Source organism: Dokdonella fugitiva (assembly GCF_014138265.1).
Lineage (GTDB): Bacteria > Pseudomonadota > Gammaproteobacteria > Xanthomonadales > Rhodanobacteraceae > Dokdonella_A > Dokdonella_A fugitiva_A.
Genome location: NZ_JACGXL010000001.1, coordinates 51844 through 77640 on the forward strand (window position 1 = coordinate 51844; position 25797 = coordinate 77640).

Sequence of the window (25797 nt, forward strand, 5' to 3'; positions counted from 1 at the left end):
CAACGCGTTGGCGCTGGGCCGCGGGACGGGAATTTCGAAGCAGGGTGGCCGGCGCGATCGCGCCGGCACAGGCGTGGATCAGGCGCTCTTCGCGTCGCGCTGCGAACGGAAGCGCTCGAGGGCGGCCTTGAGGGCGTCGGTGCGGTCGCGCATGAGCTTGAGCTTGACGCGCGCTTCGATGACCTTGACCTTGAACTCGTCGCGTTCGACCACGTTCGGCGCCGCCGCGGTGGCCGGCCCGTTCACCTTGAGCTGGGTCAGCGCCGCATTCCAGTCGCGCGAATCGAACTTGGCGGTCATCGAAACCTTCCTCACTTGCAGTTGCCGTGTTTCGCCGCGATCCTCGTCGGCGTGGGCCCAATCTGGCGGACATCGGGGGCGCGGACTGTGACGGCCGGCACGCAGCGCCGTTCAGGCGGGCGGACGGTAGCGGGCAGGCGCTGGACGGCGGCCGCCGGCGGGCTTGCCGTCACGTTTTTCGGCGGCGCCGGGGGCGGCGCATCGCCGCAGGAGAAGGCGGGAGTACCCGCGATGCAGGAGCAGCGACGATGACGGAAGACCGCAGTCCCTCCACGATCGGCGTCGATCCGGCGGTCTACAAGACCCTGCTGGAATCGACGCGCGCGATCCCGTGGAAGATCGACTGGAACACGATGAAGTTCGCCTACATCGGGCCGCAGATCGAAGGCCTGCTCGGCTGGACCCCCGACAGCTGGGTCACCGTGCAGGACTGGGCCGAGCGCATCCACCCGGAGGATCGCGAGCGCGTCGTGCAGTTCTGCGTCGCGCAGTCGCAGGCCGGCGTCGACCACGAGGCGGACTACCGCGCGTTGACGCCGGGCGGCGACTACGTCTGGATCCGCGACGTCGTGCACGTGGTGCGCGACGGGCAGGGCAGCGTGGAAGCGCTGGTCGGCTTCATGTTCGACATCTCCGAGCGCAAGCGCACCGAGGAGCAGCTGCTCGGCCTGCAGGCCGAATTGCAGGACCTGTCGTTCAAGGACGCGCTTACCGGCCTCGCCAACCGACGCCGCTTCGACCAGGTCGTCGAGCGCGAATGGGCCGAGGCGAAGGCCCACGTGCAATCGCTGTCGCTGGTGATGGTCGACATCGACTACTTCAAGCAATACAACGACCACTACGGCCATCTGCGCGGCGACGCCTGCCTCAAGCAGGTCGCCGACCTGCTGTTCGGCGCGGCGCAAGGCGGTCGCAACTTCCTCGCGCGCTTCGGCGGCGAGGAGTTCGCACTGGTACTGCCGGAGACGAAGGCCGAGGCCGCGCGCAAGATCGCCACGCGCTGCCGGGACGCGATCACGCGCGCACGCATCGCCCATGCGGCGTCGGCGATCGGCGATTGCCTGACGATCAGCCTCGGCGTCGGCACGGCCGTGCCGCGCGACGAGCACGGGCTCATGCCGTTCATCGAGGCGGTCGACCGGCGCCTGTACCTCGCGAAGCAGCAGGGGCGCGACCGCATCGTCGCCGAAGGCTGACCGTGGCGACGCGCCGCATCGAGCGGTGCACGCCGCGGGTAGTCACGCGTTCCAGTCGATCCATTCACCTGGCCTGAGGATGCGCACTGCGACGTCGCGGCGCGCGGCGTGCTCGAGCAGTTCCTGCTGTGCGTGCGGATCCTCGGCGTAGCCTTCGGCTCCACGCACGCCGTAGTGGATCGGCACGATCCTGCGCGCGCCGATCACGACCGCCGCGGCGACCGCTTGCTCGGCGGTCATCACCGCAGGCACGTCGCTGACCGGCTTGCGCCAGCTGAAGCGCGCGCCGTTGATCGGCAAAAAGGCCGCATCGAACGGGCCGAACTGCCGGCCGATGCGCCACCAGCCTCCGTGCCAGAGCGTGTCGCCGCAATGGATGATGCGGCGCCCGCCGGCGGAGGCGATCCACGACACCTGCGGATCGCCGTAGCCGTCCACCGCGGGCACTGCGGTCGCGGTGAAGTTACCGAGCAGCTGCGGCTCGTAGAGTGATGCAGCGCGCATCTTCACGCCGTTCACGGCGGGTGCGCCCCCTTGCGCCGGATAGAGCAGCGTGCCTTCGTCGCCGAGCGCCTGGCGGATCGCGGCCGGATCGCAGTGGTCCGGATGGCGATGGCTCACCAGCACCCAGCGTTCACCGCGCGCGTCGCCGACCGGTACGAGCGGGTCCTTCAGCGCGTCTTCCCACACGTTCGCGCTGACGAGCGGATCGAGGAACACGCAGGCATCGTCGAGCTGCAGGCGAATGCCGGCCCAGGCGAGGCGCTGCACTCGCAGCGTCGGCGCGTCGGCGGCCGCCGCGAGCCGATGGCGCGGCGGCAACAACGCGGCAGCACCGAGGGCGACCGCGCCGCGCAGGAACGCGCGACGCGTCGGTCGACCATGCTCAGGCATGGACATCGGCGACCTCCTTCGCGACGGGGTTGATGCCGTACAGGCGCACGCCGGTGTCCGAGCGCGGCTGATGCAGGCTGTGCGGCGCATACGCGAGGTGGCGGCCGGGGCCGTAACGCCGCCCGCCGTCGACGAGTTCGCCGCGCACGACGTAGACGAACTCGCCGCCGGCGTCGTGGCAATCGACCCAGGGCCATTGCGCACCGGCAGCGATGTCGACGACCCAGATGCGCAGGCCTTCGCGCGCGGGCAGGTCGCGTCGCGTGCAGCCGGGTCCGATCGTGACCGGCTCGACCGCGTCGACGTCGACGTCGGCGACGTCGGGATGGATGATCGGCATGTGTTGCTCCTCGATGGCGTTTCGACGATCCGACTCTAGGGCGCGCCAGCGCCTTGACATAGAGCGCCGATCGATGAGGAGATGTGCGTGCCATGCACAGCTCGTCCGACCTGCCGCCGTTCGAAGCGCTCGCTGCGATGCTCGCGGCCGCGCGGACGGGCTCGTTCAGCGCGGCCGCGGAAGAACTCGGCCTCACGCACGGCGCGGTGAGCCGGCGCGTGCAGGCGGTCGAGTCCTGGCTCGGCGTCGCCGTGTTCGAGCGGCACGGCCGCGGCGTGCGCCTGAGCGCGACCGGCGAGCACTTCGCGCGCGAAGTCGAGCAGGCATTCACGCGCATCGCCGACGCGGCGGCCGACCTCCGCTCGGACCGGCGCGCGGCGAAGCTGCGCATCGGCGTGCTGCCGTCGTTCGCGCGCCTGTGGCTGATGCCGCGCCTCGGGGCGTTGCAGGCGATCTGCCGCGGCTGTGCGATCCGCCTGCTGGTCGAGCATCGCGTCGCGAGCCTCGAGGGCGGCGAGGCCGACCTCGCGATCCGCTACGGGCGCGGCCGCTGGGCCGGTGTCGAATCGACCCTGCTGCTCGCCGAACGCGCGTTCGCGGTCGCCGCGCCGGCGATGGCTCGCGCGCTGCGCGGTCGCGGCCCGGAGGCTGTACTCGGCGAATTGCTGCTGCACGACAGCGACACGCGCCTGTGGCGCGCCTGGTGCGACGGCGCCGGCCTGCGTTACCGGCCGCGCGGTGGCGAGCGGCGCTTCGACGACTACGACCTCCTGCTCGCCGCAGCCGAGGGCGGCCTCGGAGTCGCGATCGCGCGCTGGCCGCTCGCCGCGGCGGCGCTCGAAGCGGGGCGGCTCGTGCGCCTGCAAGGGCCGGAGTTCGACGCACCCAAGGCGCACTACATCGTGTCGCGCAGTGGCGAGATGCGCCGCGACGTGCACGCACTCGTCGATGCGCTGCTCGCGCAAGCGCGGGCGGACGCGCCGGCGGCAACGGTTTCGCGCACGGCGAAATAATTTCCCGGTGCGCCGTACGCGAGGGCGCTGCCGTGCGCTCGCCATGCTTGGCACGGCACCTGCTTCAGTGCTCGCAGCTCCCACTCCAGAAGGGTCGCGTCGATGAGCGTCGAAGAGTTGCAGTTCCGCGGAGCGGGTCGGGTCGAAGCCGTCACGCGCGACGAACCGGCGAGCGGTGCCGGGCGCGAGTGCCTCAACCATACCGCCGAGCGCATCGCGCGGCTGCTCCAGTACGAGTACGGCAGCGCGTCGCGCGACGAGCGCCAGCGCATCTACTTCGTTCCCGACCACACGCTCACGCTCGGCGAGGCGGCGCACCTGGGCATCCGCTCGGAACTCGATCTCTACGGCGGTGTCGTGCCGTACGCGTTCGTCGGCACGCGCGCGGCGACGCACGCGCCGATCTCGGCGGACGCGATCGTGCCGCAAAGCTGGTCCTACGCGCTCGCCCGCATGCTCGCGGCGAGCGTGCTGCGTGGTTACTCGGCCTTCTCGCTCATGGACGCCTGCATCGCCGCCAAGCGCCTGTTGCGCAGCGGTCCGGTGCGCATCCATCGTGGCGACGCCGAACCGGCGGAGGCGAGCGAGGTGCTGGACGACATCGACGCCTGCATCGAGGCGCTCGAGGCGATCCCCGTGGTCGACCTTGCCGTGCGCGGCGTGGTCGTCGAGCACGCGCTCGCCGAGGAGACCGTGCACGTCGTAGGCAGCGCACGCATCGGCGCGCAATCGATCAGCTACGTCGGCACGCGTCGCGCCGCGCGCATCGTGCAAGGCCATGCAGTGCACGCCGGCTGCGACCTCGTCGTCGTGCAGGGCGACTTTACCGCGCTCGATCGCGTCGGCCTCGATGCCGACGAGCGCGCCGCCGTGCTGAAGGCCGCGCATTACGACGCGGCGCTCGCGCACGCCTACCGGCCGTCGTTCGCGTCGCGGCGCAGCTACGACGTCGTGCGCGGGCGCAACGCGCACGACGAAGTGCGCATGGGCGTGCGTGGCCAGCTCTGGCGCTGCTCGGCCGAGAGCCCGGCCGAAATCGCCGCGATGCTCGCGTTCCGCGACCTGCCCGGGCTTGCCTGCCTGCGCGCATCGACCTACGAGGCGATCGGCGACGTCGAACTCCCGGCCGACGCGATGGTCTATCATCGGGCCGGTGACGACGCTGGCGGCGTGGTGACGCGCTACTGCACAATCGACATGCATGCGTCCTGAAGCCGCGGCGTCGCCGCACGCGCCCGTCGTGGGGAAGGCCCCTGCGGTGGATGGTCCCCGACGGCGGCGACGCCATCAGCCCACAGCGAGGCACGCCATGGAATCCGCTGCGTCGATGACGGGCGCACCACGCGTCGAAACGCTGGGCCAGCTGGTCGGCCAGTTCGCCCATGACCTCAACAACCAGCTCGCGATCGCGCTCGCGAGCGTCGAACTCGCGTCCCGCCTCGACGACCGCGACAAGGTGCGGCAACTGCTCGTGCGCGCGGTCGAGGCGATCGAACGCCAGCGTGTCCTGCTCGAGGCGATGGCGAATGCGTCGGCTGCGAGCGCGCGGCCGGAAGCCTGCGACGTGCACGCGCTGCTCGAAGACGCGCGCCTGCGCCTGCCTGCGCGCATCGTCCTCAAGCCTGCCGCCGCCGACGCGATCGTGCTGTGCGACCGCGCGTTCCTCTGCGACGCACTTTCGCACGTGCTCGCGCAAGGCGGAGTACACGACGTGCTGACGATCGAGACGAGCAACGGTCCCGCCTCGCGGCTCGACGGGTCCACCGCGCTGGTGCTCGTCGTCACGCCGCTCGCGCCGCCGGAGCGTGGCGCAGAGCGTGCGTTTGCTCCATTCGGCGGCACGGACGCCGTCGGCGGCCTCGGTCTGGCGCAGGTCCACGACACCGTGCGGCGCATCGGCGGCCGCGCCGACTTCGAGTCGCGCACCGGCGAGGTGTCCGGCTTGCGCCTCGTGCTGCCGCTCGCGGCGTCCGCGCAGGTCGCCTGAGCCGTCAGTCGGCCTTGTCGTCCTCGGGGCCGCTGCCGACGACGTCGTCGCCGATCAGGCCTTGTTCGCGATAGCGCAGCAGGCGGTTGTAGATCGTCTTGGTCGTGATGCCGAGCGCGCGCGCGGCGCGGCGCTTGTTGTTGCTGCTCGCGGCGAGCGTCTTCAGCAGCATCTCGCGCTCGACGTCGTCGAAGCTCATGCCGACCGCGAAACGGATCGAACCGTCGCTTTCCGCGACCGCGCGCGGCGTCGCGTCTTCCGCGATCGCGACCGTGTCCTGGTCGGCGAGGATGTACGCACGCTGCACGGCGTGGCGCAGTTCGCGCACGTTGCCGGGCCAGTTGCGGTCGCCGAGCCGGCGCAGGCTGTCCGCGTCGAACACGCGCGCGGTGCCGTAGCGGCGGTTGAGGCGATCGAGGAAATGCCGCGCGAGCAATGGGATGTCCTCGCGCCGCGCGCGCAGCGGCGGGATCGTCAGCGGGAACTCGCCGAGCCGGTAGTACAGGTCGGGGCGCAGGTGGCCGTTCGCGACCGCGAGTTGCGGATCGCGGTTCGACGCTGCGACGATGCGCACGTCGACCGGGATCTCGCGCGCGCCGCCGACGCGCGTGAGCGTGCGCGTCTCGATCACGCGCAGCAGGTACACCTGCAGCACGAGCGGCATCTCGGTCACTTCGTCGAGGAACAGCGTGCCGCCCTGGGCCTGTTCGAAGAATCCATTGTGCGCCTGCGCCGCGCCGGTGAACGCGCCGCGCTCGTGGCCGAACAACTGGCTGCTGAGCAGGTCCGGCGCGATCGCGCCGCAGTTGACCGCGATGAAGCGTCCGCCGCGTCCGCCGAGCTCGTGCAGGGCCTGCGCGACGAGTTCCTTGCCGGTGCCGCTTTCGCCGTGCACGAACACGGCGACGTCGAGCGGCGCGACGCGGCGGATCTGTTCGAACAGCGCGCGCATCGGCGCGCTCTGGCCGACCATGCCACCGACCGGGGTGGCCGCGCGCGGCAGGCGGGTCGCGGCGCGCTCGCGCGCGTCGCGCATGAGCCGCGAGAGCGCATCGATCGGCACCGGCTTGACGAGGTATTCGACGACCGGCTTGCGCACCGCGCGCACCGCGCTCTCGATCGACGGGAAGCCGGTGGCGATCGCGATGCGGCCCTGTTCAGCGAGGTCGATCTCGTCGACGAGGTCGAGGCCGTTGCCGTCGGGCAGCGACAGGTCGACCAGCAGCAGGTCGAAGCGCTGCTCGTCGACGCAGCGGCGCGCGTCCGCGAGCGTCGCCGCCTGCGTCAGCGTGCAGCCCTCGAGCTGCGAGACCTCGGCGACGATGCCGCGGAAGGCGTCGTTGTCGTCGACGACGAGGACGCGCGCGGCGTTCGGCTGATCCATCGGTGATCCTCTGCGAGACGATACGTCGCGTCGTGGCGCGCCCCCCGTCGAACATACCGCATTCCGCCGCGGCGACGCGCATGGGTGTCCGCGCGATTCATGTTTCGTTGGCAAAAAAAAGACTGCCCGGAGGCAGTCTCGAAAGGACCGAGGTTCGGATGCGGGGCGCGCGCGGGAAGGGCGGGTCCAGGCATCAGGGGGGAGGGGAACCTCGGGTGCTCCAAAAGCGTGGATGGATGGTTCAGGCGGCGGCCGCGTGCGCGTCGAATGCGTCGACGGACGCGACGTCGGGTTCGTGCTCGAGCGCGCTCCAGCGGTTCACGTTGCAGGCGGGGTAATGCCACCAGCGCGTCGCGAACTCGCCGTGCCGGTACTGGCCGCGCAGCGGCACGCGACGCTCGCGAATCGTGAACTGGACGGCTTCATCCTCGCCCGGCAGGCCTTGCGCGGTCGTGGTCCAGATCCCCATGTCCCTCTCCGTTGGACGGATGAAGCCGCCCTCGTGCGAGGTGAAGCACGCGCCGTGCCAGTCGCGCGTACGCAGCGCGTGATGCATCAATTGCGCGTGCGCCGCGCCTCCGCGGAACGCGGGGTGGTGCGTTCATGCACGATCGGAAGTGGGAAATTTCTACACACTGCGCGAACCTTTTTTCGCGATGTGCGCGACGCCGCGAATGAGTAAGCTAGGGGAGCCCTCATGCCGCGCGCGCGCCTGCGCGCGTCGCGCGAGGGCCATTCATCGGCGCGCGCATTCAGGGGGTTCGCATGGCGACTCGACGCAAGGCGGCAGCCGCGGTGGCGGCCGTGCCGGTCACGCCCGAAGGCGACGAGGCGGCACTGCCGCCGGCGCCGACCGGCTCCGGCGACATGCTGCGCGAACTGTTGCGCGTGATGCAGGCGGTGCGCGACGGCAACTTCGGCGTGACGATGCCGGGCGACTGGTCGGGCATCGAAGGCAAGCTCGCCGACACGCTCAACGAGATCGTCATGAACAACCGCCGCATGGCCGACGAGCTCGAGCGCGTCGGCGCTGCGGTCGGCAAGCGCGGTCGCACCAGCGAACGCGTCGTCGGCGCGAGCCGGCGCGGCGCGTGGCAGGCGATGGAGCGTTCGGTCAACACGCTCATCGACGACCTGCTCTGGCCGACCGAGCGCATGACGCTGGCGATCTCCGGCGTCGCGCGCGGCGACCTCACGCGCTTGATCGACCTGCAGGTCGACGGCCGCGCGCTCGAGGGCGAGTTCCTGCGTTCGGCGACGATCGTCAACACGATGATCGAGCAGCTCAGCGTGTTCAGCGCGGAGGTGACGCGCGTCGCGCTCGAAGTCGGCACCGCGGGCCGCCTCGGCGGCCAGGCGCAGGTCAAGGGCGTGTACGGCGTCTGGAAGGATCTGACCGACTCGGTCAACCAGATGGCGTCGAACCTCACCGCGCAGGTGCGCAACATCGCCGAGGTCACGATCGCGGTCGCGAGCGGCGACCTGTCGCGCAAGATCACCGTCGACGTGCGCGGCGAGATCCTCCAGCTCAAGGAGGCGATCAACACGATGGTCGACCAGCTGCGCGGCTTCGCCTCGGAGGTCACGCGCGTCGCGCGCGAGGTCGGCACCGACGGCAAGCTCGGCGGCCAGGCGATCGTGCCGGGCGTCGCGGGCACCTGGAAGGACCTGACCGACTCGGTCAACGCGATGGCGACGAACCTCACCTCGCAGGTGCGCAACATCGCCGAGGTGACGACCGCGGTCGCGCGCGGCGACCTCTCGCGCAAGATCACCGTCGACGTCAAGGGCGAGATCCTCGAGCTCAAGGACACCATCAACACGATGGTCGACCAGCTCAACGGCTTCGCCGCGGAAGTCACGCGCGTCGCGCGCGAGGTCGGCACCGAAGGCAAGCTCGGCGGCCAGGCCGCGGTGCCCGGCGTCGCGGGTACCTGGAAGGACCTCACCGACAACGTCAACTCGATGGCGTCGAACCTGACCGGCCAGGTGCGCAACATCGCCGAGGTCGCGACCGCGATCGCGAACGGCGACCTGTCGCGCAAGATCACCGTCGACGTTCGCGGCGAGATGCTCGACCTCAAGGAAACGCTGAACACGATGATCGAGCAGTTGCGCTCGTTCGCGTCGGAGGTGACGCGCGTCGCGCGCGAGGTCGGCACCGAAGGCAAGCTCGGCGGCCAGGCGCAGGTGCCCGGCGTCGCCGGCACCTGGAAGGACCTCACCGACAACGTCAACTCGATGGCGTCGAACCTCACCGCGCAGGTGCGCAACATCGCCGAGGTGACCACCGCGGTCGCGCGCGGCGACCTGTCGCGCAAGATCACCGTCGACGTGCGCGGCGAGATCCTCGAGCTCAAGGTCACGATCAACACGATGGTCGACCAGCTCAACGGCTTCGCCGCGGAAGTCACGCGCGTCGCGCGCGAAGTGGGCACCGATGGCAACCTCGGTGGCCAGGCGATCGTGCCCGGCGTCGCCGGCACCTGGAAGGACCTCACCGACTCGGTCAACGCGATGGCGACGAACCTGACCGTGCAGGTGCGCAACATCGCCGAAGTGACCACTGCGGTCGCCCTCGGCGACCTCTCGCGCAAGATCGTCGTCGACGTCAAGGGCGAGATCCTCGAGCTGAAGAACACCATGAACACGATGGTCGACCAGCTCAACGGCTTCGCCGCTGAGGTCACGCGCGTCGCGCGCGAGGTCGGCACCGAAGGCAACCTCGGTGGCCAGGCGCAGGTGGAGGGTGTGTCCGGCGTCTGGAAGGACCTCACCGACAACGTCAACTCGATGGCATCCAACCTGACGACGCAGGTGCGCAACATCGCCGAGGTGACCACCGCGGTCGCACGCGGTGACCTGTCGCGCAAGATCGCGGTCGACGTGCGCGGCGAGATCCTCGAGCTGAAGAACACGATCAACACGATGGTCGACCAGCTCAACGGCTTCGCCGCCGAAGTGACCCGCGTCGCGCGCGAGGTCGGCACCGAGGGCAAGCTCGGCGGCCAGGCGACCGTGCCCGGCGTCGCCGGTACCTGGAAGGACCTCACCGACAACGTCAACTCGATGGCGTCCAACCTGACGACGCAGGTGCGCAACATCGCCGAGGTCGCGACCGCGGTCGCGCGCGGCGATCTCTCGCGCAAGATCGCGGTGAATGCGCAGGGCGAGATCCTCGAGCTGAAGAACACGATCAACACGATGGTCGACCAGCTCAACGGCTTCGCCGCGGAAGTCACGCGCGTCGCGCGCGAGGTCGGCACCGAAGGCAAGCTCGGCGGGCAGGCGACCGTGCCCGGCGTCGCCGGCACCTGGAAGGACCTCACCGACAACGTCAACGTGATGGCCGCCAACCTGACCAACCAGGTGCGCGGCATCGTCAAGGTCGTGACCGCGGTCGCCAACGGCGACCTCGGCCAGAAGCTCACGGTGGAGGCGAAGGGCGAGGTCGCCGCGCTCGCCGACACGATCAACAGCATGACCGACACGCTCGCGATCTTCGCCGAGCAGGTGACGACGGTCGCGCGCGAGGTCGGCGTCGAAGGCCGCCTTGGCGGCCAGGCGAAAGTGCCCGGCACGGCGGGCACCTGGAAGGACCTCACCGCGAACGTGAACCTGCTCGCCGAGAACCTGACCAACCAGGTGCGCGCGATCGCCGAGGTCGCGACCGCGGTGACGCAGGGCAACCTCACGCGTTCGATCCAGGTGGAGGCGCGCGGCGAGGTGGCCGACCTCAAGGACAACATCAACGCGATGATCGGCAACCTGCGCGCGACGACCGAGCGCAACACCGAGCAGGACTGGCTGAAGACCAACCTCGCGCGTTTCAGCGGCATGATGCAGGGCCAGCGTGACCTGCTCGAGGTCGTGCGCACGCTGCTGTCGGAACTCGTGCCGCTGGTCGACGCCCACCAGGGCGTAATGTACGTGATGGAAGACGACGGCAGTGCGCTGTTCCTGCAGCAGATCTACGGCTACGCCGACGACCCGCCGGGCGGCGTCGCGCGGCGCTACCGGCTCGGCCAGGGCCTGGTCGGCGAGTGCGCGCAGCTGCGCCGCAGCCTGCTCCTGACCGAGATCGCCGACGAGCGCATTCGCATCGCCTCCGGCCTCGTCGAGGCGGCGCCGCGCAGCGTGATCGTGATCCCGGTGCTGTTCGAGAACGAGGTGAAGGCGGTGATCGAGCTGGCGAGCCTCGGCGAGTTCAAGCCGTCCCACCTCGCGTTCCTCGAGCAGCTCACCGGCAGCATCGGTATCGTGCTCAACACGATCGAGGCGACGATGCGCACCGAGGGCCTGTTGTCGCAGTCGCAGCAACTCGCCGGCGAACTGCAGGCGCAGCAGAAGGAACTGCAGCAGACCAACGACGAACTCGCGCTCAAGGCGAAGCTGCTGGCGCAGCAGAACGCCGAGGTCGAGCGCAAGAACCGCGAGATCGAACAGGCGCGCAGGGCGCTGGAGGAGAAGGCCGCCGAGCTCGCGCTCGCGTCGCGCTACAAGTCCGAGTTCCTCGCCAACATGTCGCACGAGCTGCGCACGCCGCTGAACAGCATCCTCATTCTCGGCCAGCAGCTCGCCGACAACGCCGAGGGCAACCTGAGCGGCAAGCAAGTCGAGTTCGCGCACACGATCCACGCCGCGGGCACCGACCTGCTCAACCTCATCAGCGACATCCTCAACCTGTCCAAGATCGAATCGGGCACGGTCACCGTCGACACCGAGGAGCTCGCGTTCGCGCAGCTGCGCGACATGATCGAGCGCAACTTCGCGCACGAGGCGGAACGCCGCAAGCTGCGGTTCGTCACCCATTTCGACGGCGCGCTCGGTGCGGCGATGGTCACCGACCCGAAGCGCCTGCTGCAGGTGCTGAAGAACCTGCTGTCGAACGCGTTCAAGTTCACCGACCACGGCACCGTGTCCTGCGACGTGCGCGTCGCCCACTCGGGGTGGACGCCGGACCACGCGGTACTGAGCACGGTGCCCGTGGTCGTCTCGTTCGCCGTGCGCGATTCGGGCATCGGCATCGCGGCGGAGAAGCAGCGCATCATCTTCGAGGCGTTCCAGCAGGCGGATGCGGGCACGTCGCGCAAGTACGGCGGCACCGGCCTCGGCCTCGCGATCAGCCGTGAACTCGCCAACCTGCTCGGCGGCGAGATCCAGCTGCGCAGCGTGGTCGGCGAGGGCAGCACGTTCACGCTGTACCTGCCGCTGCGCTACGTCGGCCCGACGGTCCCGCTCGACGGCATCTCCGTGGAACGGTCGGCGACGAGCGTGTCGCTGCCGCCGCAACTGCCGCCGCCGCGCAGCGAGGACGTCGACGACGACCGCACCGCGATCGTCGCCGGCGAGCCGGTGCTGCTGATCGTGGAAGACGACCCGCACTACGCGAAGGTGCTGCTCGACCTCGCGCGCGAGAACGGCTTCAAGGGCATCGTCGCGATGCGCGGCATCGAGGCGATCGCGCTCGCGCGCAAGTACCTGCCGACCGCGATCTCGCTCGACATCTTCCTGCCCGACGTGCTCGGCTGGACCGTGCTGAGCCGCCTCAAGCAGGACTCGGCGACGCGCCACATCCCGGTGCAGGTCGTCACGATCGAGGACGAGCGCCAGCAGGGACTCGAGCGCGGCGCGTTCTCGTTCATCAACAAGCCGGTCACGACCGAAGGCCTCAAGGCCGCGCTCACGCGCATCAAGGACTTCGTCGCGCCGCGGCCCAGGCGCCTGCTCGTGGTCGAGGACGACGACAACGAGCGCATGAGCATCGTCGAGCTGATCCGCCACGACGACGTCGAGATCGAGAGCGTGTCGAGCGGCACCGCCGCACTCGAGGCGATCCGCGCGGAACGCTTCGATTGCGTCGTGCTCGATCTTCGCCTGCCGGACATCTCCGGATTCGAGTTGCTCGAGCGCATCCACGCCGATCCCGTACTGCGCGACGTCCCGGTGGTCGTGTTCACCGGCAAGGAGCTCAGCGACGACGAAAGCGCGGCGCTCAAGCGCGTCGCCAAGAGCGTGGTCATCAAGGGCGTGCAGTCGCCGGAACGGCTGCTCGACGAGACCGCGCTGTTCCTCCATCGCGTGATCGCCGATCTGCCGCCGCGCCAGCAGCGCATGCTGCAGAGCCTGCACGAGACCGACGAAGTGCTCGCCGGCAAGCGCATGCTCGTCGTCGACGACGACGTCCGCAACATCTTCGCGCTATCGAGCGTGCTCGAGCGCCATGGCATGCGCGTCTCGACCGCGTCGACCGGGCAGGAAGCGATCGACCTGCTGCAGGCGACCCCCGACGTCGCGCTCGTGCTGATGGACATCATGATGCCGGAGATGGACGGCTACGAGACAACGCGCGCGATCCGCAGCGACGTGCGCTTCCGCTCGCTGCCGATCGTCGCGCTGACCGCGAAGGCGATGCGCGGCGACCGCGAGAAATGCCTCGAGGCGGGCGCGTCCGACTACCTCGCCAAACCCGTCAACACCGACCAGCTGCTGTCGGTCCTGCGGCAATGGCTGCACCGTTGACCACCATCGCCGACGCGCCGGCGGACCGCGCGCGCATCCTGCTCGTCGACGACCAGCCGGCGCGCCTGCTCACGTACGAGGCGATCCTCGCGCCACTCGGCGAGGAACTCGTCGCGGTGCAGTCGGGCGAGGAAGCGCTGCGCCGCCTCATGGAAACCGAGTTCGCGGTGATCCTGCTCGACGTGAGCATGCCGGGGCTCGACGGTTTCGAGACGGCCGGCCTCATCCACGCGCATCCACGCTTCGAGAACACGCCGATCATCTTCGTCACCGGCGTGCACGTCGGCGAGCTCGACCGCCTCGAAGGCTATCGCCTCGGCGCGATCGACTACGTGCAGATCCCGCTCGTCCCAGACATCCTGCGCAGCAAAGTCGCGGTGCTGGTCGAGCTGTACCGGCGTCGCCGCGAACTGCGCGCTCTCGCGCAGAGCCTTGCCGGCGAGAACGCGAGCCTCGCGCAGGCGAACCTCGCGTTGCAGACCGAACGTGCGCGCGAGTACCAGGCGCTGTCGGAGACGCTCGCCGCCGCGAATGCGAAGCTGTCCGAGACGAACAGCGCGCTCGAGACCGAGGTGGCGGAACGCCGCCACGCCGAGCAGGTCTCGCTGCAGCTCGCGACGAGCCTGCGCAAGCTCGACCGCCGCAAGGACGAATTCCTCGCGACGCTCGCGCACGAGTTGCGCAATCCGCTCGCGCCGATCCGCAACGCGGTGGCCGTGCTGCGCGGCGGGCAGGCCGGCGAAGCCACGGTCGCGCACACGCTCGAAGTCGTCGATCGCCAGGTACGCCAGCTCGTGCGGCTCGTCGACGACCTGCTCGACGTGTCGCGCATCAGTTACGACCGCATCGAGCTCAAGTGCGAGCGCGTGGAGGTCGGCGCCGTGCTCGCCGCCGCGCGCGACATGATCGCGCCGTCGATCGAGCAACGACGCCAGGTGCTCACGCTCGACCCGCCGCCCGAACCGCTGTACGTGCACGGCGACCCCCATCGCCTGACCCAGGTCGTCGGCAACCTGCTCAACAATGCGAGCAAGTACACGCCACCTGGGGGCAGCATCGGCCTCGCCGCGCGCCGGGACGGCGAGCGCGCGCTCGTCGCCGTCGTCGACGACGGCATCGGCCTCGCCGCGGAGGACTTGCGCAACGTGTTCGACCTGTTCGTGCAGGTCGATTCGGCGCGCGAGCACGCGCAAGGCGGGCTCGGCATCGGCCTGACGCTGGTCAAGCGGCTGGTCGAGATGCACGGCGGCAGCGTCGTCGCCGAAAGCGAGGGACGTGGCCGCGGCGCGCGCTTCACGGTGAACCTGCCGGCCCTCGCGGAGCAGCCGCAAACGGCCGAGTCGCAGGCCGCGGCGCCGTCGCCCGGCGCGCCGCGCAGGGTCGTGGTCATCGACGACAACCGCGATGCGGCGGACATGCTCGCGCTGACCTTGCAGATGCTCGGACACGAGACGCGGAGCGTCTACGACCCGTTGCTCGCGCTCGACGTGATCACGGGGTTCGCGCCGCACGTCGCCTTCGTCGACCTCGGCATGCCGCGACTCGGTGGCATCGAACTGGCCGGGATGATCCGCGCGCGCTTCGGCGGCGCGATCCGCCTCGTCGCGTTGACCGGCTGGGGCCAGCCCGCCGATCGCGAGCGCACGCGCGAAGCCGGCTTCGACTTCCACTTCGTGAAGCCGATCGACCTCGCCCAGGTGGAGAAACTCTGCGCCTGCGAATGAGCGCCGGCGTCAGCCGCCGGCGACGAGGCGTCGGTACTGCGCCATGTGGCGGATCGCTTCGCGCGGCTGGTCGAGCTCCTCGCACAGGAGCGCGAGGTTGTAGTGCGCGTCGGCCATCCGCGGGTCGAGGCTGAGTGCCGCTTCGTAGGCCTTCTGCGCCTGTGGCTTGCGATCGAGGTCGTCGAGCAGCACACCGAGGTTGTAGTGGAGCAGGGCATCGTGCACGCCGCTATGAAGCGCATCGAGGTAGGTGCGTACGGCTTCCTCGTAGCGGCCGAGCTCGTGCAGCAGGCGGCCCTTGTTGATGCGCGCGTCGACGCGCAACGGGTCCGCCGCGATCGCCGCATCGTAGGCGCGCAGCGCCGCGCTGCTGTCGCGACGTTCGAGCGCATCGTCGTCGACCGTTTCGTCGCGCGCCGCGGCATGCGCAGGCGCAGGTTCGATCACGCGCAGCGAACCCGCGTCGGGATCGCCTTCGAACGCGAGCAGGTACTGGCCCGACTCGGCGGCCCAGCGCGTGCCGCCTTCGCGCACGACGACCTCGTCGGCGACCGCGCCGATGCTGAGTCCGGACAGCGGCATCTCCTCGGGCAGGCGGCCGCGCAGGTCCTTCAGTGCGCGCACGATGCGCCGCTGCGGGATGTTCGCGGCCGCGAGTGCCTGCGCCGTGCGCAGCACGATGAGATCCTGGAACGAGAACTGCCAGGCGTTGCGCGATCCGCGTGCTGGCGTGACGAAGCCCGCGGCGATGAGCGCACGGATCGTGCTGCGAGGCAGGCGTAGTAGTTTCTCGACGTCGCTGACGCCGTACGAATGCATCGCGTCCTACTTCGCCTTGCGTGCGGCCTTGCGCTTGGGAGCGGTTTCCTCGGCGGCTTCCGCGCGCTTGGCCGGCTTGCGCGCGGGTTTCGCCGCAGCCTTGGCCGCGGTGCCCTTCGAAGGCGCCGCGCCGCCCTTGCGTTCGAGGCTCGCGCGCAGCGCTTCCATGAGGTCGATGATCTGTGCGCCGCCCTGTTCGGGTTCCTCGGCGAGCGTGATCTGGTGCCCCTCGACCTTCTGCTGCACGGCCGCCTCGATGCGCTGGCCGACTTCGTCCTTGTACTCGCGCGGGTTCCACGTGCTCGAGCTCTGCTGGTCGATGAGCTGCTGCGCGAGCTTGAGTTCGGCGTCCTTGACGTCGGTCGTCGCGATGTCGATCTCGCTGATCGGGCGTACTTCGTTGGCGTACAGCAACTGCTGCATGACGAGGCCGTCCTCGACCGGGCGGATCATCACGATGTACTGCTTGCCGCGCGTCGCCCAGCGCCCGATCGCGCAGCGCTTGGACGCGCGCAGCGCCTTGGCGAACAGCGCGTACGGTTTGGCGCCGCCCTTGTCAGGCGCGAGGTAGTACGCCTTGTCGAAGTAGACCGGATCGACCGCGGAGATCGGTACGAACTCGGCGATGTCGGCGGCGTGGCTGCCGGCCTCCTCCAGCGCCTTCAGTTCGTCCGGGGTGAACTCGACGTACTGGTCCTTGGCGAACTCGTAGCCCTTGACCATGTCCTCGCGCGCGACCGGCACGCCTTCGAGCGCGCAGATCATCTGCTGCTTCAGGCGCGAACCGCAGCCCTTGTGCAGCAGGTTGAAGGAAATCTTCTGGCTCGCCTCGGTGGCGGAATAGAGCTTCACCGGAATCGAAACGAGACCGAACGAGATGCTCAGCGACGCGATGGATCGTGCAGCCATGATGATCTCCGTTTCCCAGCGCCTGACCCGTCCCGCAGGCCGGGACCGGTCGTGTCGATCGTGCACGCAAATGCGTGTCCGGAAGCTTACCGGTGGGTGCGAGCGAGGTGACGGAAACCGCCTCAGTCGTGTTTCGAGCCGAGTGCGCGCTCCAGATCCTGCTTGCGTTCGAGTACGTCCGCCCAGCGATCTCCCTTTTGAATCAATGTCTTTACCACACTTGTTAGGGTAAAGTCGAGGGGGTGGGCCTTTTCCAGTTCAGCCCAGCTCAGCGGCATCGACACGGGCGCGCCGGCCACGCCGCGTGGCGAATAGGCGGAATTGAGCGTCTTGCCGCGCACGTTCATGTTGTGGTCCATGAAGATCTTGCCGGTGCGCTTCTGCACGCTCCACTCCATCGTGATGTCCTTCGGCCGGCGCTTGAGCAGGTGCCGGCTCACGAGTTCGGACACGCGGCGCGCGTCGTCGAAGTCGAGCGTGCGCTCGATCGGCACGAACACGTGCAGGCCGGTCTTGCCGGACGTCTTCACGATCGGCTCGAGCTTCATTTCGCCGAGCAGCTCGCGCAGCGCGAACGCGACTTCCTTGCCTTTCTCGAAGGCGACGGTGTTGAGCTCGGGCTCGGCGCCCTTCGCTTCCTTGCCCGAGTAGATGTACGGGTCGATGTCGAACACGACGTAGTCGGGATAGTTCAGCACCGACGCTTCGAGCGCCTCGAGCGAACTCGAGAAGTCGGTCGACTTCGACAGCGAATCGGCACCGACCTTCGCGCGCGAATGCCAGACGTGGAATTCGAGCGTGCCCGATTGCGCGAGCCAGAGCAGGGTCGGCAGGTCGTTGCACAGCAGGTAGTCGTGGCGTTCGTCCTTGTGCTCGGAGAACACCGTGATCGTGCGCGTGAACGCGGGCCGCGCCTGGTCCCAGTGCTTCTGGAAGAAGCGCTGGCCGCCGATGCCGTCCGGCATGCGGATCATCGTCAGCGGCCGGTCGGCAAGGTGCGGCAGGATCAGTGGCGACACCTGCGCGAAGTAGCGCAGGAGGTCGCGCTTGGTCAGCGCGGGCTGCTTGAGTGCCGGGTCGGCCGGCCAGTAGACGCGATCGAGGTGGGTGAGGCGGATGCGCTCCGCGCCGACCGCGAGTTCGAGCGTGTTCTTCGGCTGCTCGAGCTGGACGAGCACGTCGGCGATGCGCGGATCGTCCGGCGTCGCCGCGGCACCACGGGTCGCGCGCGCTTTCGCGCGCGGCTCGGCCGGTCCGCCCCGCGCGCGTTTGGCCGTTGCGGGCGACGCCTTCGCCTCGCGTACAGGCGCGCGCGGGGCGTCCGCTGGCGACTGCGGCTCGCTGCGCCGTACCGTCCGCGGATCGATGTCGTCGCGCAGGCGCAGGAAGATCGGTGCGCGCAGGGAGCCGTCTTCGGTCCAGCGCTGGTATTCCACTTCGGCGACGAGTTCCGGCTTGACCCAGGTGGCCGGCCCGTTGGTCACGGGTTTCGTCGCGAACGGACAGGTGCGCGTGCGCAGCGGCTGCACGCGGGCTTCGAGTTCGGCGAGCGAGCGGTCGTCGAGGCCGGAGCCGACGTGCGAAGCGAAGCGCAGTTCGTCGCCGTCGTGATAGCCGATCAGCAGCGAACCGAGCGATTCGCGCGAGCCCTTGCCGCGCGTGTAGCCTCCGATCACGAACTCCGCGCTCTGCACGGGCTTCACCTTGAGCCACGCAGGCACGCGCTTGCCGGCTTCGTAGCGGCTGTCCTTGCGCTTGCCGATCACACCTTCGAAACCACTCGCGAGCGCGGCCTGTTCGAGCGTCGGCCCGTCCTCGTCCGCGTGCACGAGCTGCACGAGCGGCGAGGGCAGCAGGCACTGCGCGAGATGGCGGCGGCGGTCGGCGTACGGCATGCGGCGCAGATCGATGCCTGCGAAATGGAGCAGGTCGAAGGCGAAGAACAGCGTCGGCGCCCCCTTGTCCGCGGCGGCGATCTCGCGTTCGCCCTTCAGCTGGAAGCGGTTCTGCAACGCGTTGAACGACGGCCGGCCGTCGGCGTCGAAAGCGACGAGCTCGCCGTCGAGGACGAGGTCCTGCGGGCCCTGCTGCAACAGCTCGGCGGCGAGGCGCGGGAAGGCCGGCGCGAGTTCGAGGCCGCGCCGCGAGCGCATGCGCACGCCGCGCTGGTCGACGTAGACGAGCACGCGGTAGCCGTCGAGCTTGGGTTCCCACAGCCAGCCCGGATCGCGGAACGCCATGGTGCCTGTCTCGGCCTGCATCGGCGCGAATGGCGCCGGCATCGCGGCCAGCGCACCGCCGGGCACGAGGCGCGACGCCGGCATGCGCCGCACCGGGACCACCTTGAGGTCCTTCGCCTCGACGCCGGAGAGCACCGAGCGCGACTGTGCCTCGAGATCGTGCGAGCCGGCGAAGCGGTCCTTGTGCTTGATCAGCAGCCAGGTCTTCGCATCCTTCGTGCGCACGAGCGCGAACGACCCCTTGAGCTTCTCGCCGCGCAGCTGGATGCTCAGCTTGCCGGCTGCGAGGCCTTCGCGCACGCGACGCTGTGCCTCGACGCGATCGCCGAACGCGGTGCCGCCCTCGTCGGGGCTGTACACGCCGCAGTCCCACACGATCACTTCGCCCGCGCCGTACTGGCCCGGCGGGATCACGCCTTCGAACGAGCCGTAATCGTACGGGTGGTCCTCGACGAACACGGCGAGGCGCTTGTCGTTCGGGTCGAGCGACGGGCCGCGCGGCACCGCCCACGACAGCAGCACGCCGTCGCACTCGAGGCGGAAGTCGTAGTGCAGTTGGCGCGCCGAATGCTGCTGCACGACGAACAGCAGCGGACCGCCGGCGCCGTCGCGCACCTCGGGTTTCGGCTCGGGGGTGGTTTCGAAGCGGCGCTTCGCGGAATATTCGCCGAGTTTCGCCATGTCTCTATCGTGTCGAACGAGGACCGGACCATGACAGCACGACTGTGGGCGGGGGCGAGCGGCTACTCGTTCAAGGAGTGGAAGGGGAGCTTCTACCCCGAAACGATGAAGCCCGACGGCATGCTGGCCTGGTACGCGGAACGCCTGCCCACGGTCGAGATCAACAATACCTTCTACCAGATGCCGAAGGCCGCAGTGCTGGAAACCTGGGCCGCGACGACGCCCGCCGCGTTCCGCTTCGCGATCAAGGCGCCGCGGCGCATCACCCACGACGCGCGCCTCAAGGCGGACGCGGCGGCCGATTCGCTCGCCTACCTGTACCGCACGCTCGAATCGCTCGGCGCGAAGCGCGGTCCGGTGCTGTTCCAGTTGCCGCCGTTCATCCGCAAGGACCTCGTGCGGCTCGGCGAATTCCTCGCGCTGTTGCCGCCCGATCATCGCGCCGCCTTCGAGTTCCGCCACGACAGCTGGTTCGACGACGACGTGTATTCGCTGCTGAGCGGTGCCGGCGCCGCACTGTGCCTGTCAGAGCGCGAGGACGATGCGCCGCCGCCGCTCGTCGAAACCACCTCGTGGGGCTACGTGCGCCTGCGCCTGGAGGTCTACTCGGACGACGATCTCGCGCAGTGGGCGCAACGCCTGCGCGCAACCGCGTGGACGGACGCGTACGCGTACTTCATGCACGAACCGACCGCGCCCGCGTATGCGGCGGCACTGTTGCGCGGCGTGGACGCGTCGAATGGCTGAGCCAGGCGCAAAGGTGAAGGGGAAGGCCGGCGACGCGGGCAATGCGAGCCTGGCAGGCGCCGGCGACGCCGTCGCGCTGTCGATCGAAACCGCTGCAGGGGCGGTGTCCGGGCTCGCGTACGCGCCGGCCGATGCGCGCGCGGCTTATGTGTTAGCGCACGGTGCCGGTGCGGGCATGGCGCATCCGTTCATGGCGGCAGTCGCGCGCGGCCTCGCCGAACGCGGCATCGCGAGCCTGCGCTACCAGTTCCCGTACATGGAGCGCGGTTCGAAGCGGCCCGACACGCCGAAGGTCGCCCATGCGACCGTGCGCGCGGCGGTCGCGGAAGCGGTGCGACGATGGCCGCGCCTGCCGCTGTTCGCGGGCGGCAAGTCGTTCGGCGGACGCATGACGTCCCAGGCACAGGCGCTCGAGCCGCTCACCGGCGTGCGCGGGCTCGTGTTCTTCGGGTTTCCGTTGCATCCGGCCGGCAAACCGTCGGACGAACGCGCGGCGCACCTGCACGACGTGCGCGTGCCGATGCTGTTCCTGCAGGGCACGCGCGACGAACTCGCAGCGCCCGAACTTCTGCGGCCGCTGGTCGAGCGTCTCGGTGATCGCGCGACGCTGCATGACCTCGTGCAGGCCGACCACTCGTTCCACGCCGTCGCGCGCAGCGGCCGTTCCGACGACGAGGTCAGGCACGAACTGCTCGAGACGTCGGCTGCCTGGATGAAGGCCTGGTCGCGCTGATCGATCAGGTTCCCGCTGCGCCCGGCCCTGGTCCGATCGAGGGACCGTCGTAGAAATAGACGGCGCCCTGTTGCACGTTGCTGCCGATCTTCTTGGTGTACGCGCCGACGACCGCGGTCGTGCCGTCGATCGCGCCGTAGTAGCCGAACACGTCGTTCGGAACACCGTCGCTGGCGGTGAGGCGCTGCGTCTGCACGAACGTACCGGACTTCAGCTTGAACACGTAGGCGGCGCCGCGATAGTCCTTCTCGGCATACGCTCCGATCAGCGCCCAATCACCCGCGAAACTCACCGAGGCACCGAACAATGCGCGCGGTACGGCGTCGTCCGGGGTGAACTTCTGCACGAGTACCCACCCCGTGTCCTGCAACTCGTAGCGGTAGACCGCACCCTGGTTGCCATTGACGACAGCGCCCTGCGAGCCGATCAGTGCGGTGTAGCCCTGCAGTGCGATCGAGACGCCGAAGTTGTCGCGAGCGGCACCGCTGGGATCGGAGATCTTGCCGGCAGGCACCCACGTTCCATTGTCCAGGCGATACGGATAGACGATGCCTTGCCCGACGTTTCCGCCGAGCGTCGCCGAACGCGCGCCGACGAGCAGCAGGTCAGGCGACGCCGCGAGCGCGGCGCCGAAGGAATTGGTGACGTCCGCAGGCGCCGGATTGTCGAGGATCTGGGTCTGGACCCAGGTGTCGCCGGTGCGGTTCGAGCGACGGAACACGTAGACCTTGCGCGGCAGGTATTCGCCGTGACTGTTCGCCCCGCCGGCGCCGACGAACGCGTACTCGCCGTGGAAGGCGACGGCCGTTCCGAATGTGCCGAAACGTACCCCGTCGCTCGCGATGAGCAATTGCGTCTCGACCCAGGCCCGGGCACCCGCCCTGCGCACGAAGACGTGCACGGCGCCTTGCCAGAGGTTGCCGTCGATCGTCGCGTTCGGTGCGGCCACCAGCGCTAGGTCGCCGTGCAGCGCGACGGCCGCTCCGAATGCGTCGCCGGCGATGCTGTTCTTGCCGACAAGCTTTTGCCGTTGATGCCAGCTGCCGGCGGACCGGTCGAACACGTAGACCGCGCCCTGCGACGGATGTCCGTCGACATTCGCGTTCTTCGCACTGGCGAAGGCCGTCGATCCGGAGATCGCCACCCACGAGCCCAGCCACGCCAGGGGCGTGCCGTCGGAAGCGGTGGCCTTCTGTTCGGCCCAGGGAGCTGCAGCTTGCGGAGAGTTGGGCATGGTGCACTTTTTGCGGCAATTGCCGTTGCACGGCGGAACCGGAAGCCTAGGCGACACCTCCGGTGCTGGCAAGCGCGCGCGCCGTGCCCGCACGGGCGCTGGAATGAAACAAGGCCCCGCGATCGCGGGGCCTCTTGGTGCGGTGCGGCGCGGACGCGGATCAGGCGACGTTCGGTTCGCTGAACGCCTCGATCTCGCCCTTGAACGCCTCGACCGGGATGCAGGCGCACATGACGTTCTTGTCGCCGTAGACGTTGTCGACGCGTGCGACCGGCGGCCAGTACTTCTGCTGCTTGAGCACGGGCAACGGGAACGCGGCGAGTTCGCGCGGGTAGGCGTGCGTCCATTCCGACGCCGACACCTGCGTCGCGGTGTGCGGCGCGTGCTTGAGCGGGTTGTCTTCGCGGTCGAGGCGGCCGTCCTCGATCGCGCGGATTTCCTCGCGGATCTCGATCATCGCGTCGATGAAGCGGTCGAGTTCGTGCATCGATTCGCTCTCGGTCGGCTCCACCATCAAGGTGCCGGCGACCGGGAAGCTCAGGGTCGGCGCGTGGAAGCCGAAGTCGATGAGGCGCTTGGCGACGTCCTCGGCGCTGATGCCGGTAGCGTCCTTGATCGGGCGCAGGTCGAGGATGCACTCGTGCGCGACGAGCCCGTTGCGTCCGGTGTAGAGCGTCTCGTAGTGCGGGGCGAGGCGCCTGGCGATGTAGTTCGCGTTGAGCAGTGCGACCTGGGTCGCCTTGCGCAAACCCTGCGCGCCCATCAGGGTCACGTACATCCAGCTGATCGGCAGGATCGAAGCGGAGCCGAAGTTCGCCGCCGACACCATGCCGACATCGCCTTCGCCGCCGAGCGTCCGCGGCAGGAACGGTGCGAGGTGCGACTTCACCGCGCACGGGCCCACGCCGGGACCGCCGCCGCCGTGCGGGATGCAGAACGTCTTGTGCAGGTTGAGGTGCGAGACGTCCGAGCCCCACTTGCCGGGCTTGGCGACGCCGACCAGTGCATTCATGTTGGCGCCGTCGGTGTACACCTGGCCACCATGCTCGTGGACGATGCGGCAGATCTCGACGACGTCCTCCTCGAACACGCCGTGCGTGGACGGGTAGGTCATCATGATCGCGGCGAGTCGGTCGCTGTACTTCTCGGCCGCGCGGCGGATGTCGGCGACGTCGACGTTGCCGTTCGCATCGCACTTCGTCACGACCACCTGCATGCCGCACATCTGCGCCGAGGCGGGATTGGTGCCGTGCGCGGATTCGGGGATGAGGCAGATGTCGCGCTTGTCGTCGCCGCGCGAGCGGTGGTAAGCGCGGATCGCGAGCAGGCCCGCGTATTCGCCCTGCGCGCCGGAGTTCGGTTGCAGGCTCACCGCGTCGTAGCCGGTGCACTCGACCAGCATCGCCTCGAGGCCGTCGACGAGCTCCTTGTAACCCTGCGTCTGCGCCGCCGGCGCGAGCGGGTGGATGCGGCCGAATTCGGGCCAGGTGACCGGGATCATCTCGGCGGTCGCGTTGAGCTTCATCGTGCAGGAGCCGAGCGGGATCATCGTGCGATCCATCGCGAGGTCCTTGTCGGCGAGCGCGCGCATGTAGCGCAGCAGTTCGTGCTCGCTGTGGTGCGTGTTGAACACCGGATGGGCGAGGAACGCGGATTCGCGCTCGAGCGCGACCGGCAGCGCATCGGGTGTCGCCGCGTCGAGTGCGTCGATGTCGTCGATGCGCGCGCCGAACAGCGTCGCGAGCTGCACGACGTCCTCGCGCGTGGTGGTTTCGTCGAGGCTGAGTGCGAGGCTGCCGGCGTCGAGCGGGCGCAGGTTCATGCGCGCGGCTTGCGCCTTCGCGTGCACCGCGGCGGCGTCGATGCCGCTCACGTGCAGCGTGTCGAAGTGGTCGCCGCCGACGGTCGCGCCGGCGTTGCGCAGTGCCGCGGCGAGGATCGCCGCGAAGCGATGCACGCGGCGCGCGATGCGCACGAGGCCTTCGGGGCCGTGGTAGACCGCGTACATGCTCGCCATCACCGCGAGCAGCACCTGCGCGGTGCAGATGTTCGAGGTCGCCTTTTCGCGGCGGATGTGCTGCTCGCGCGTCTGCAGGGTGAGGCGATAGGCGGGTTTGCCCTCGGCGTCGACCGACACGCCGATGAGGCGGCCCGGCATCGAGCGCTTGTAGGCGTCGCGGCAGGCCATGAACGCCGCGTGCGGGCCGCCGTAGCCGAACGGTACGCCGAAGCGCTGCGAGTTGCCGACGACGATGTCCGCGCCCCATTCGCCGGGTGCGGCGAGCAGGGTCAGCGCGAGCAGGTCGGTCGCGACCGCGACGAGGCCGCCGCGCGCGTGCACCGCGTCGGCGACCGCCTTGTAGTCGCCCACGTGGCCGAACGTGTCCGGGTATTGCAGCAGCACGCCGAACGCGTCGGTGCCGGCCGCGTCCTCGTCCTTGCCGACGACGACCTCGATGCCCAGCGGCTCTGCGCGCGTGCGCACGACCTCGATCGATTGCGGATGCACGCCGGCCGAGACGAAGAAGCGGTTCGACTTCGACTTGCACGAGCGCTTGGCGAGCGTCATCGCCTCGGCGCAGGCGGTCGCCTCGTCGAGCAGCGACGCGTTGGCGATCTCCATGCCGGTGAGGTCGGCGCACATCGTCTGGAAATTGATCAGCGCTTCCATGCGGCCCTGCGAGATCTCGGCCTGGTACGGCGTGTAGGCCGTGTACCAGGCGGGGTTCTCGAGGATGTTGCGCAGAATGACGTTCGGCGTGTGGGTGCCGTAGTAGCCCTGGCCGATCCACGACTTGAACACCAGGTTGCGGTCCGCGATCGCACGGATCTTCGCGATCGCCTCGACTTCGGTGAGCGGCGACGGCAGCGCGAGCGGGCCGGACGCCTTGATCGAGGCGGGCACGATCGCGTCGGTCATCGCGTCGAGCGAGGCGTGGCCGATCGTGCGCAGCATGTGCGCGATCTCGGCGTCGTTCGGGCCGATGTGGCGCTCGATGAACGCGGCGTGGTGCTCCAGCTCGCGCAGGGACGTCTTGGGTGTCTGGGTCATGGCAAAAGGGGTCCGCTAGGTC

18 protein-coding genes are annotated in these 25797 nt (G+C 69.3%); 8 read left to right on the forward strand and 10 right to left on the reverse strand.

The features are described from left to right. Positions 1-78: 78 nt before the first annotated feature. Positions 79-300 carry a hypothetical protein gene (locus tag FHW12_RS00210; protein WP_182528981.1) on the reverse strand — a complete coding sequence of 74 codons (222 nt, stop codon included), beginning with the start codon at positions 298-300 and terminating at the stop codon, positions 79-81. A gap of 248 nt (positions 301-548) precedes the next feature. Here FHW12_RS00210 and FHW12_RS00215 point away from each other — a divergent pair, with 248 nt between their 5' ends. Continuing rightward, positions 549-1496, forward strand: a complete 948-nt coding sequence (locus FHW12_RS00215; RefSeq protein WP_182528982.1) for a sensor domain-containing diguanylate cyclase — start codon at positions 549-551, stop codon at positions 1494-1496. A gap of 42 nt (positions 1497-1538) precedes the next feature. Here FHW12_RS00215 and FHW12_RS00220 read toward each other — a convergent pair whose 3' ends face one another. Both FHW12_RS00220 and FHW12_RS00225 read right to left on the reverse strand, forming a co-directional pair. Further along, a complete protein-coding gene (locus tag FHW12_RS00220; RefSeq protein WP_182528983.1) occupies positions 1539-2396 on the reverse strand; it encodes an MBL fold metallo-hydrolase in 858 nt (285 codons plus the stop codon). Next, complete coding sequence (locus FHW12_RS00225) at positions 2383-2730, reverse strand: cupin domain-containing protein (protein WP_182528984.1); 348 nt, start codon at positions 2728-2730, stop codon at positions 2383-2385. The genes FHW12_RS00220 and FHW12_RS00225 overlap by 14 nt, the downstream gene beginning before the upstream one ends. Positions 2731-2822: 92 nt before the next feature. Here FHW12_RS00225 and FHW12_RS00230 point away from each other — a divergent pair, with 92 nt between their 5' ends. The 3 genes from FHW12_RS00230 (at position 2823) to FHW12_RS00240 (ending at position 5730) form a co-directional block, all read left to right on the forward strand. Next, complete coding sequence (locus FHW12_RS00230; protein ID WP_220484269.1) at positions 2823-3743, forward strand: LysR substrate-binding domain-containing protein; 921 nt, start codon at positions 2823-2825, stop codon at positions 3741-3743. 102 nt (positions 3744-3845) lie between these two features. Further along, the gene (locus FHW12_RS00235) at positions 3846-4955 is read left to right on the forward strand and encodes a DUF3182 family protein (RefSeq protein WP_182528985.1); all 1110 of its coding nucleotides are present in this window, start codon (positions 3846-3848) and stop codon (positions 4953-4955) included. A gap of 97 nt (positions 4956-5052) precedes the next feature. Then, positions 5053-5730: a HAMP domain-containing histidine kinase gene (locus FHW12_RS00240; protein ID WP_182528986.1), complete on the forward strand. Its 678-nt coding sequence runs from the start codon at positions 5053-5055 to the stop codon at positions 5728-5730. A 4-nt stretch (positions 5731-5734) separates the two neighbouring features. Here the strand turns inward: FHW12_RS00240 and FHW12_RS00245 are convergent, their stop codons facing one another. Both FHW12_RS00245 and FHW12_RS00250 read right to left on the reverse strand, forming a co-directional pair. After that, entirely contained in the window at positions 5735-7114 is a 1380-nt protein-coding gene (locus tag FHW12_RS00245; RefSeq protein WP_182528987.1) for a sigma-54-dependent transcriptional regulator, read from the reverse strand. Positions 7115-7355: 241 nt separating this feature from the next. Beyond that, positions 7356-7583, reverse strand: a complete 228-nt coding sequence (locus FHW12_RS00250; RefSeq protein WP_182528988.1) for a hypothetical protein — start codon at positions 7581-7583, stop codon at positions 7356-7358. A gap of 296 nt (positions 7584-7879) precedes the next feature. Here FHW12_RS00250 and FHW12_RS00255 point away from each other — a divergent pair, with 296 nt between their 5' ends. Both FHW12_RS00255 and FHW12_RS00260 read left to right on the forward strand, forming a co-directional pair. Beyond that, positions 7880-13636, forward strand: a complete 5757-nt coding sequence (locus tag FHW12_RS00255) for a HAMP domain-containing protein (RefSeq protein WP_182528989.1) — start codon at positions 7880-7882, stop codon at positions 13634-13636. After that, positions 13633-15360 (forward strand): ATP-binding response regulator, encoded by a 1728-nt coding sequence (locus FHW12_RS00260; protein ID WP_182528990.1) that lies wholly within the window; start codon positions 13633-13635, stop codon positions 15358-15360. The genes FHW12_RS00255 and FHW12_RS00260 overlap by 4 nt, the downstream gene beginning before the upstream one ends. A gap of 9 nt (positions 15361-15369) precedes the next feature. Here FHW12_RS00260 and FHW12_RS00265 read toward each other — a convergent pair whose 3' ends face one another. From FHW12_RS00265 to ligD, 3 genes are all read right to left on the reverse strand, one after another. Next, complete coding sequence (locus FHW12_RS00265) at positions 15370-16179, reverse strand: tetratricopeptide repeat protein (protein WP_182528991.1); 810 nt, start codon at positions 16177-16179, stop codon at positions 15370-15372. A gap of 6 nt (positions 16180-16185) precedes the next feature. After that, positions 16186-17088, reverse strand: a complete 903-nt coding sequence (locus tag FHW12_RS00270; protein WP_182528992.1) for a Ku protein — start codon at positions 17086-17088, stop codon at positions 16186-16188. Between the two features lie 122 nt (positions 17089-17210). Beyond that, positions 17211-20009, reverse strand: a complete 2799-nt coding sequence (gene ligD, locus FHW12_RS00275; protein ID WP_182528993.1) for a non-homologous end-joining DNA ligase — start codon at positions 20007-20009, stop codon at positions 17211-17213. A gap of 30 nt (positions 20010-20039) precedes the next feature. Here ligD and FHW12_RS00280 point away from each other — a divergent pair, with 30 nt between their 5' ends. Then, complete coding sequence (locus FHW12_RS00280; RefSeq protein WP_182528994.1) at positions 20040-20756, forward strand: DUF72 domain-containing protein; 717 nt, start codon at positions 20040-20042, stop codon at positions 20754-20756. Between the two features lie 13 nt (positions 20757-20769). Further along, entirely contained in the window at positions 20770-21489 is a 720-nt protein-coding gene (locus tag FHW12_RS00285; protein WP_220484270.1) for an alpha/beta hydrolase family protein, read from the forward strand. 4 nt (positions 21490-21493) lie between these two features. On the opposite strand, the gene FHW12_RS00290 is transcribed toward FHW12_RS00285, so the two are convergent. Together FHW12_RS00290 and gcvP are read right to left on the reverse strand one after the other, a co-directional pair. Then, positions 21494-22723 carry a hypothetical protein gene (locus FHW12_RS00290; RefSeq protein WP_182528995.1) on the reverse strand — a complete coding sequence of 410 codons (1230 nt, stop codon included), beginning with the start codon at positions 22721-22723 and terminating at the stop codon, positions 21494-21496. A 160-nt stretch (positions 22724-22883) separates the two neighbouring features. After that, entirely contained in the window at positions 22884-25775 is a 2892-nt protein-coding gene (gcvP, locus tag FHW12_RS00295; protein WP_182528996.1) for an aminomethyl-transferring glycine dehydrogenase, read from the reverse strand. Between the last annotated feature and the right edge of the window lie 22 nt (positions 25776-25797).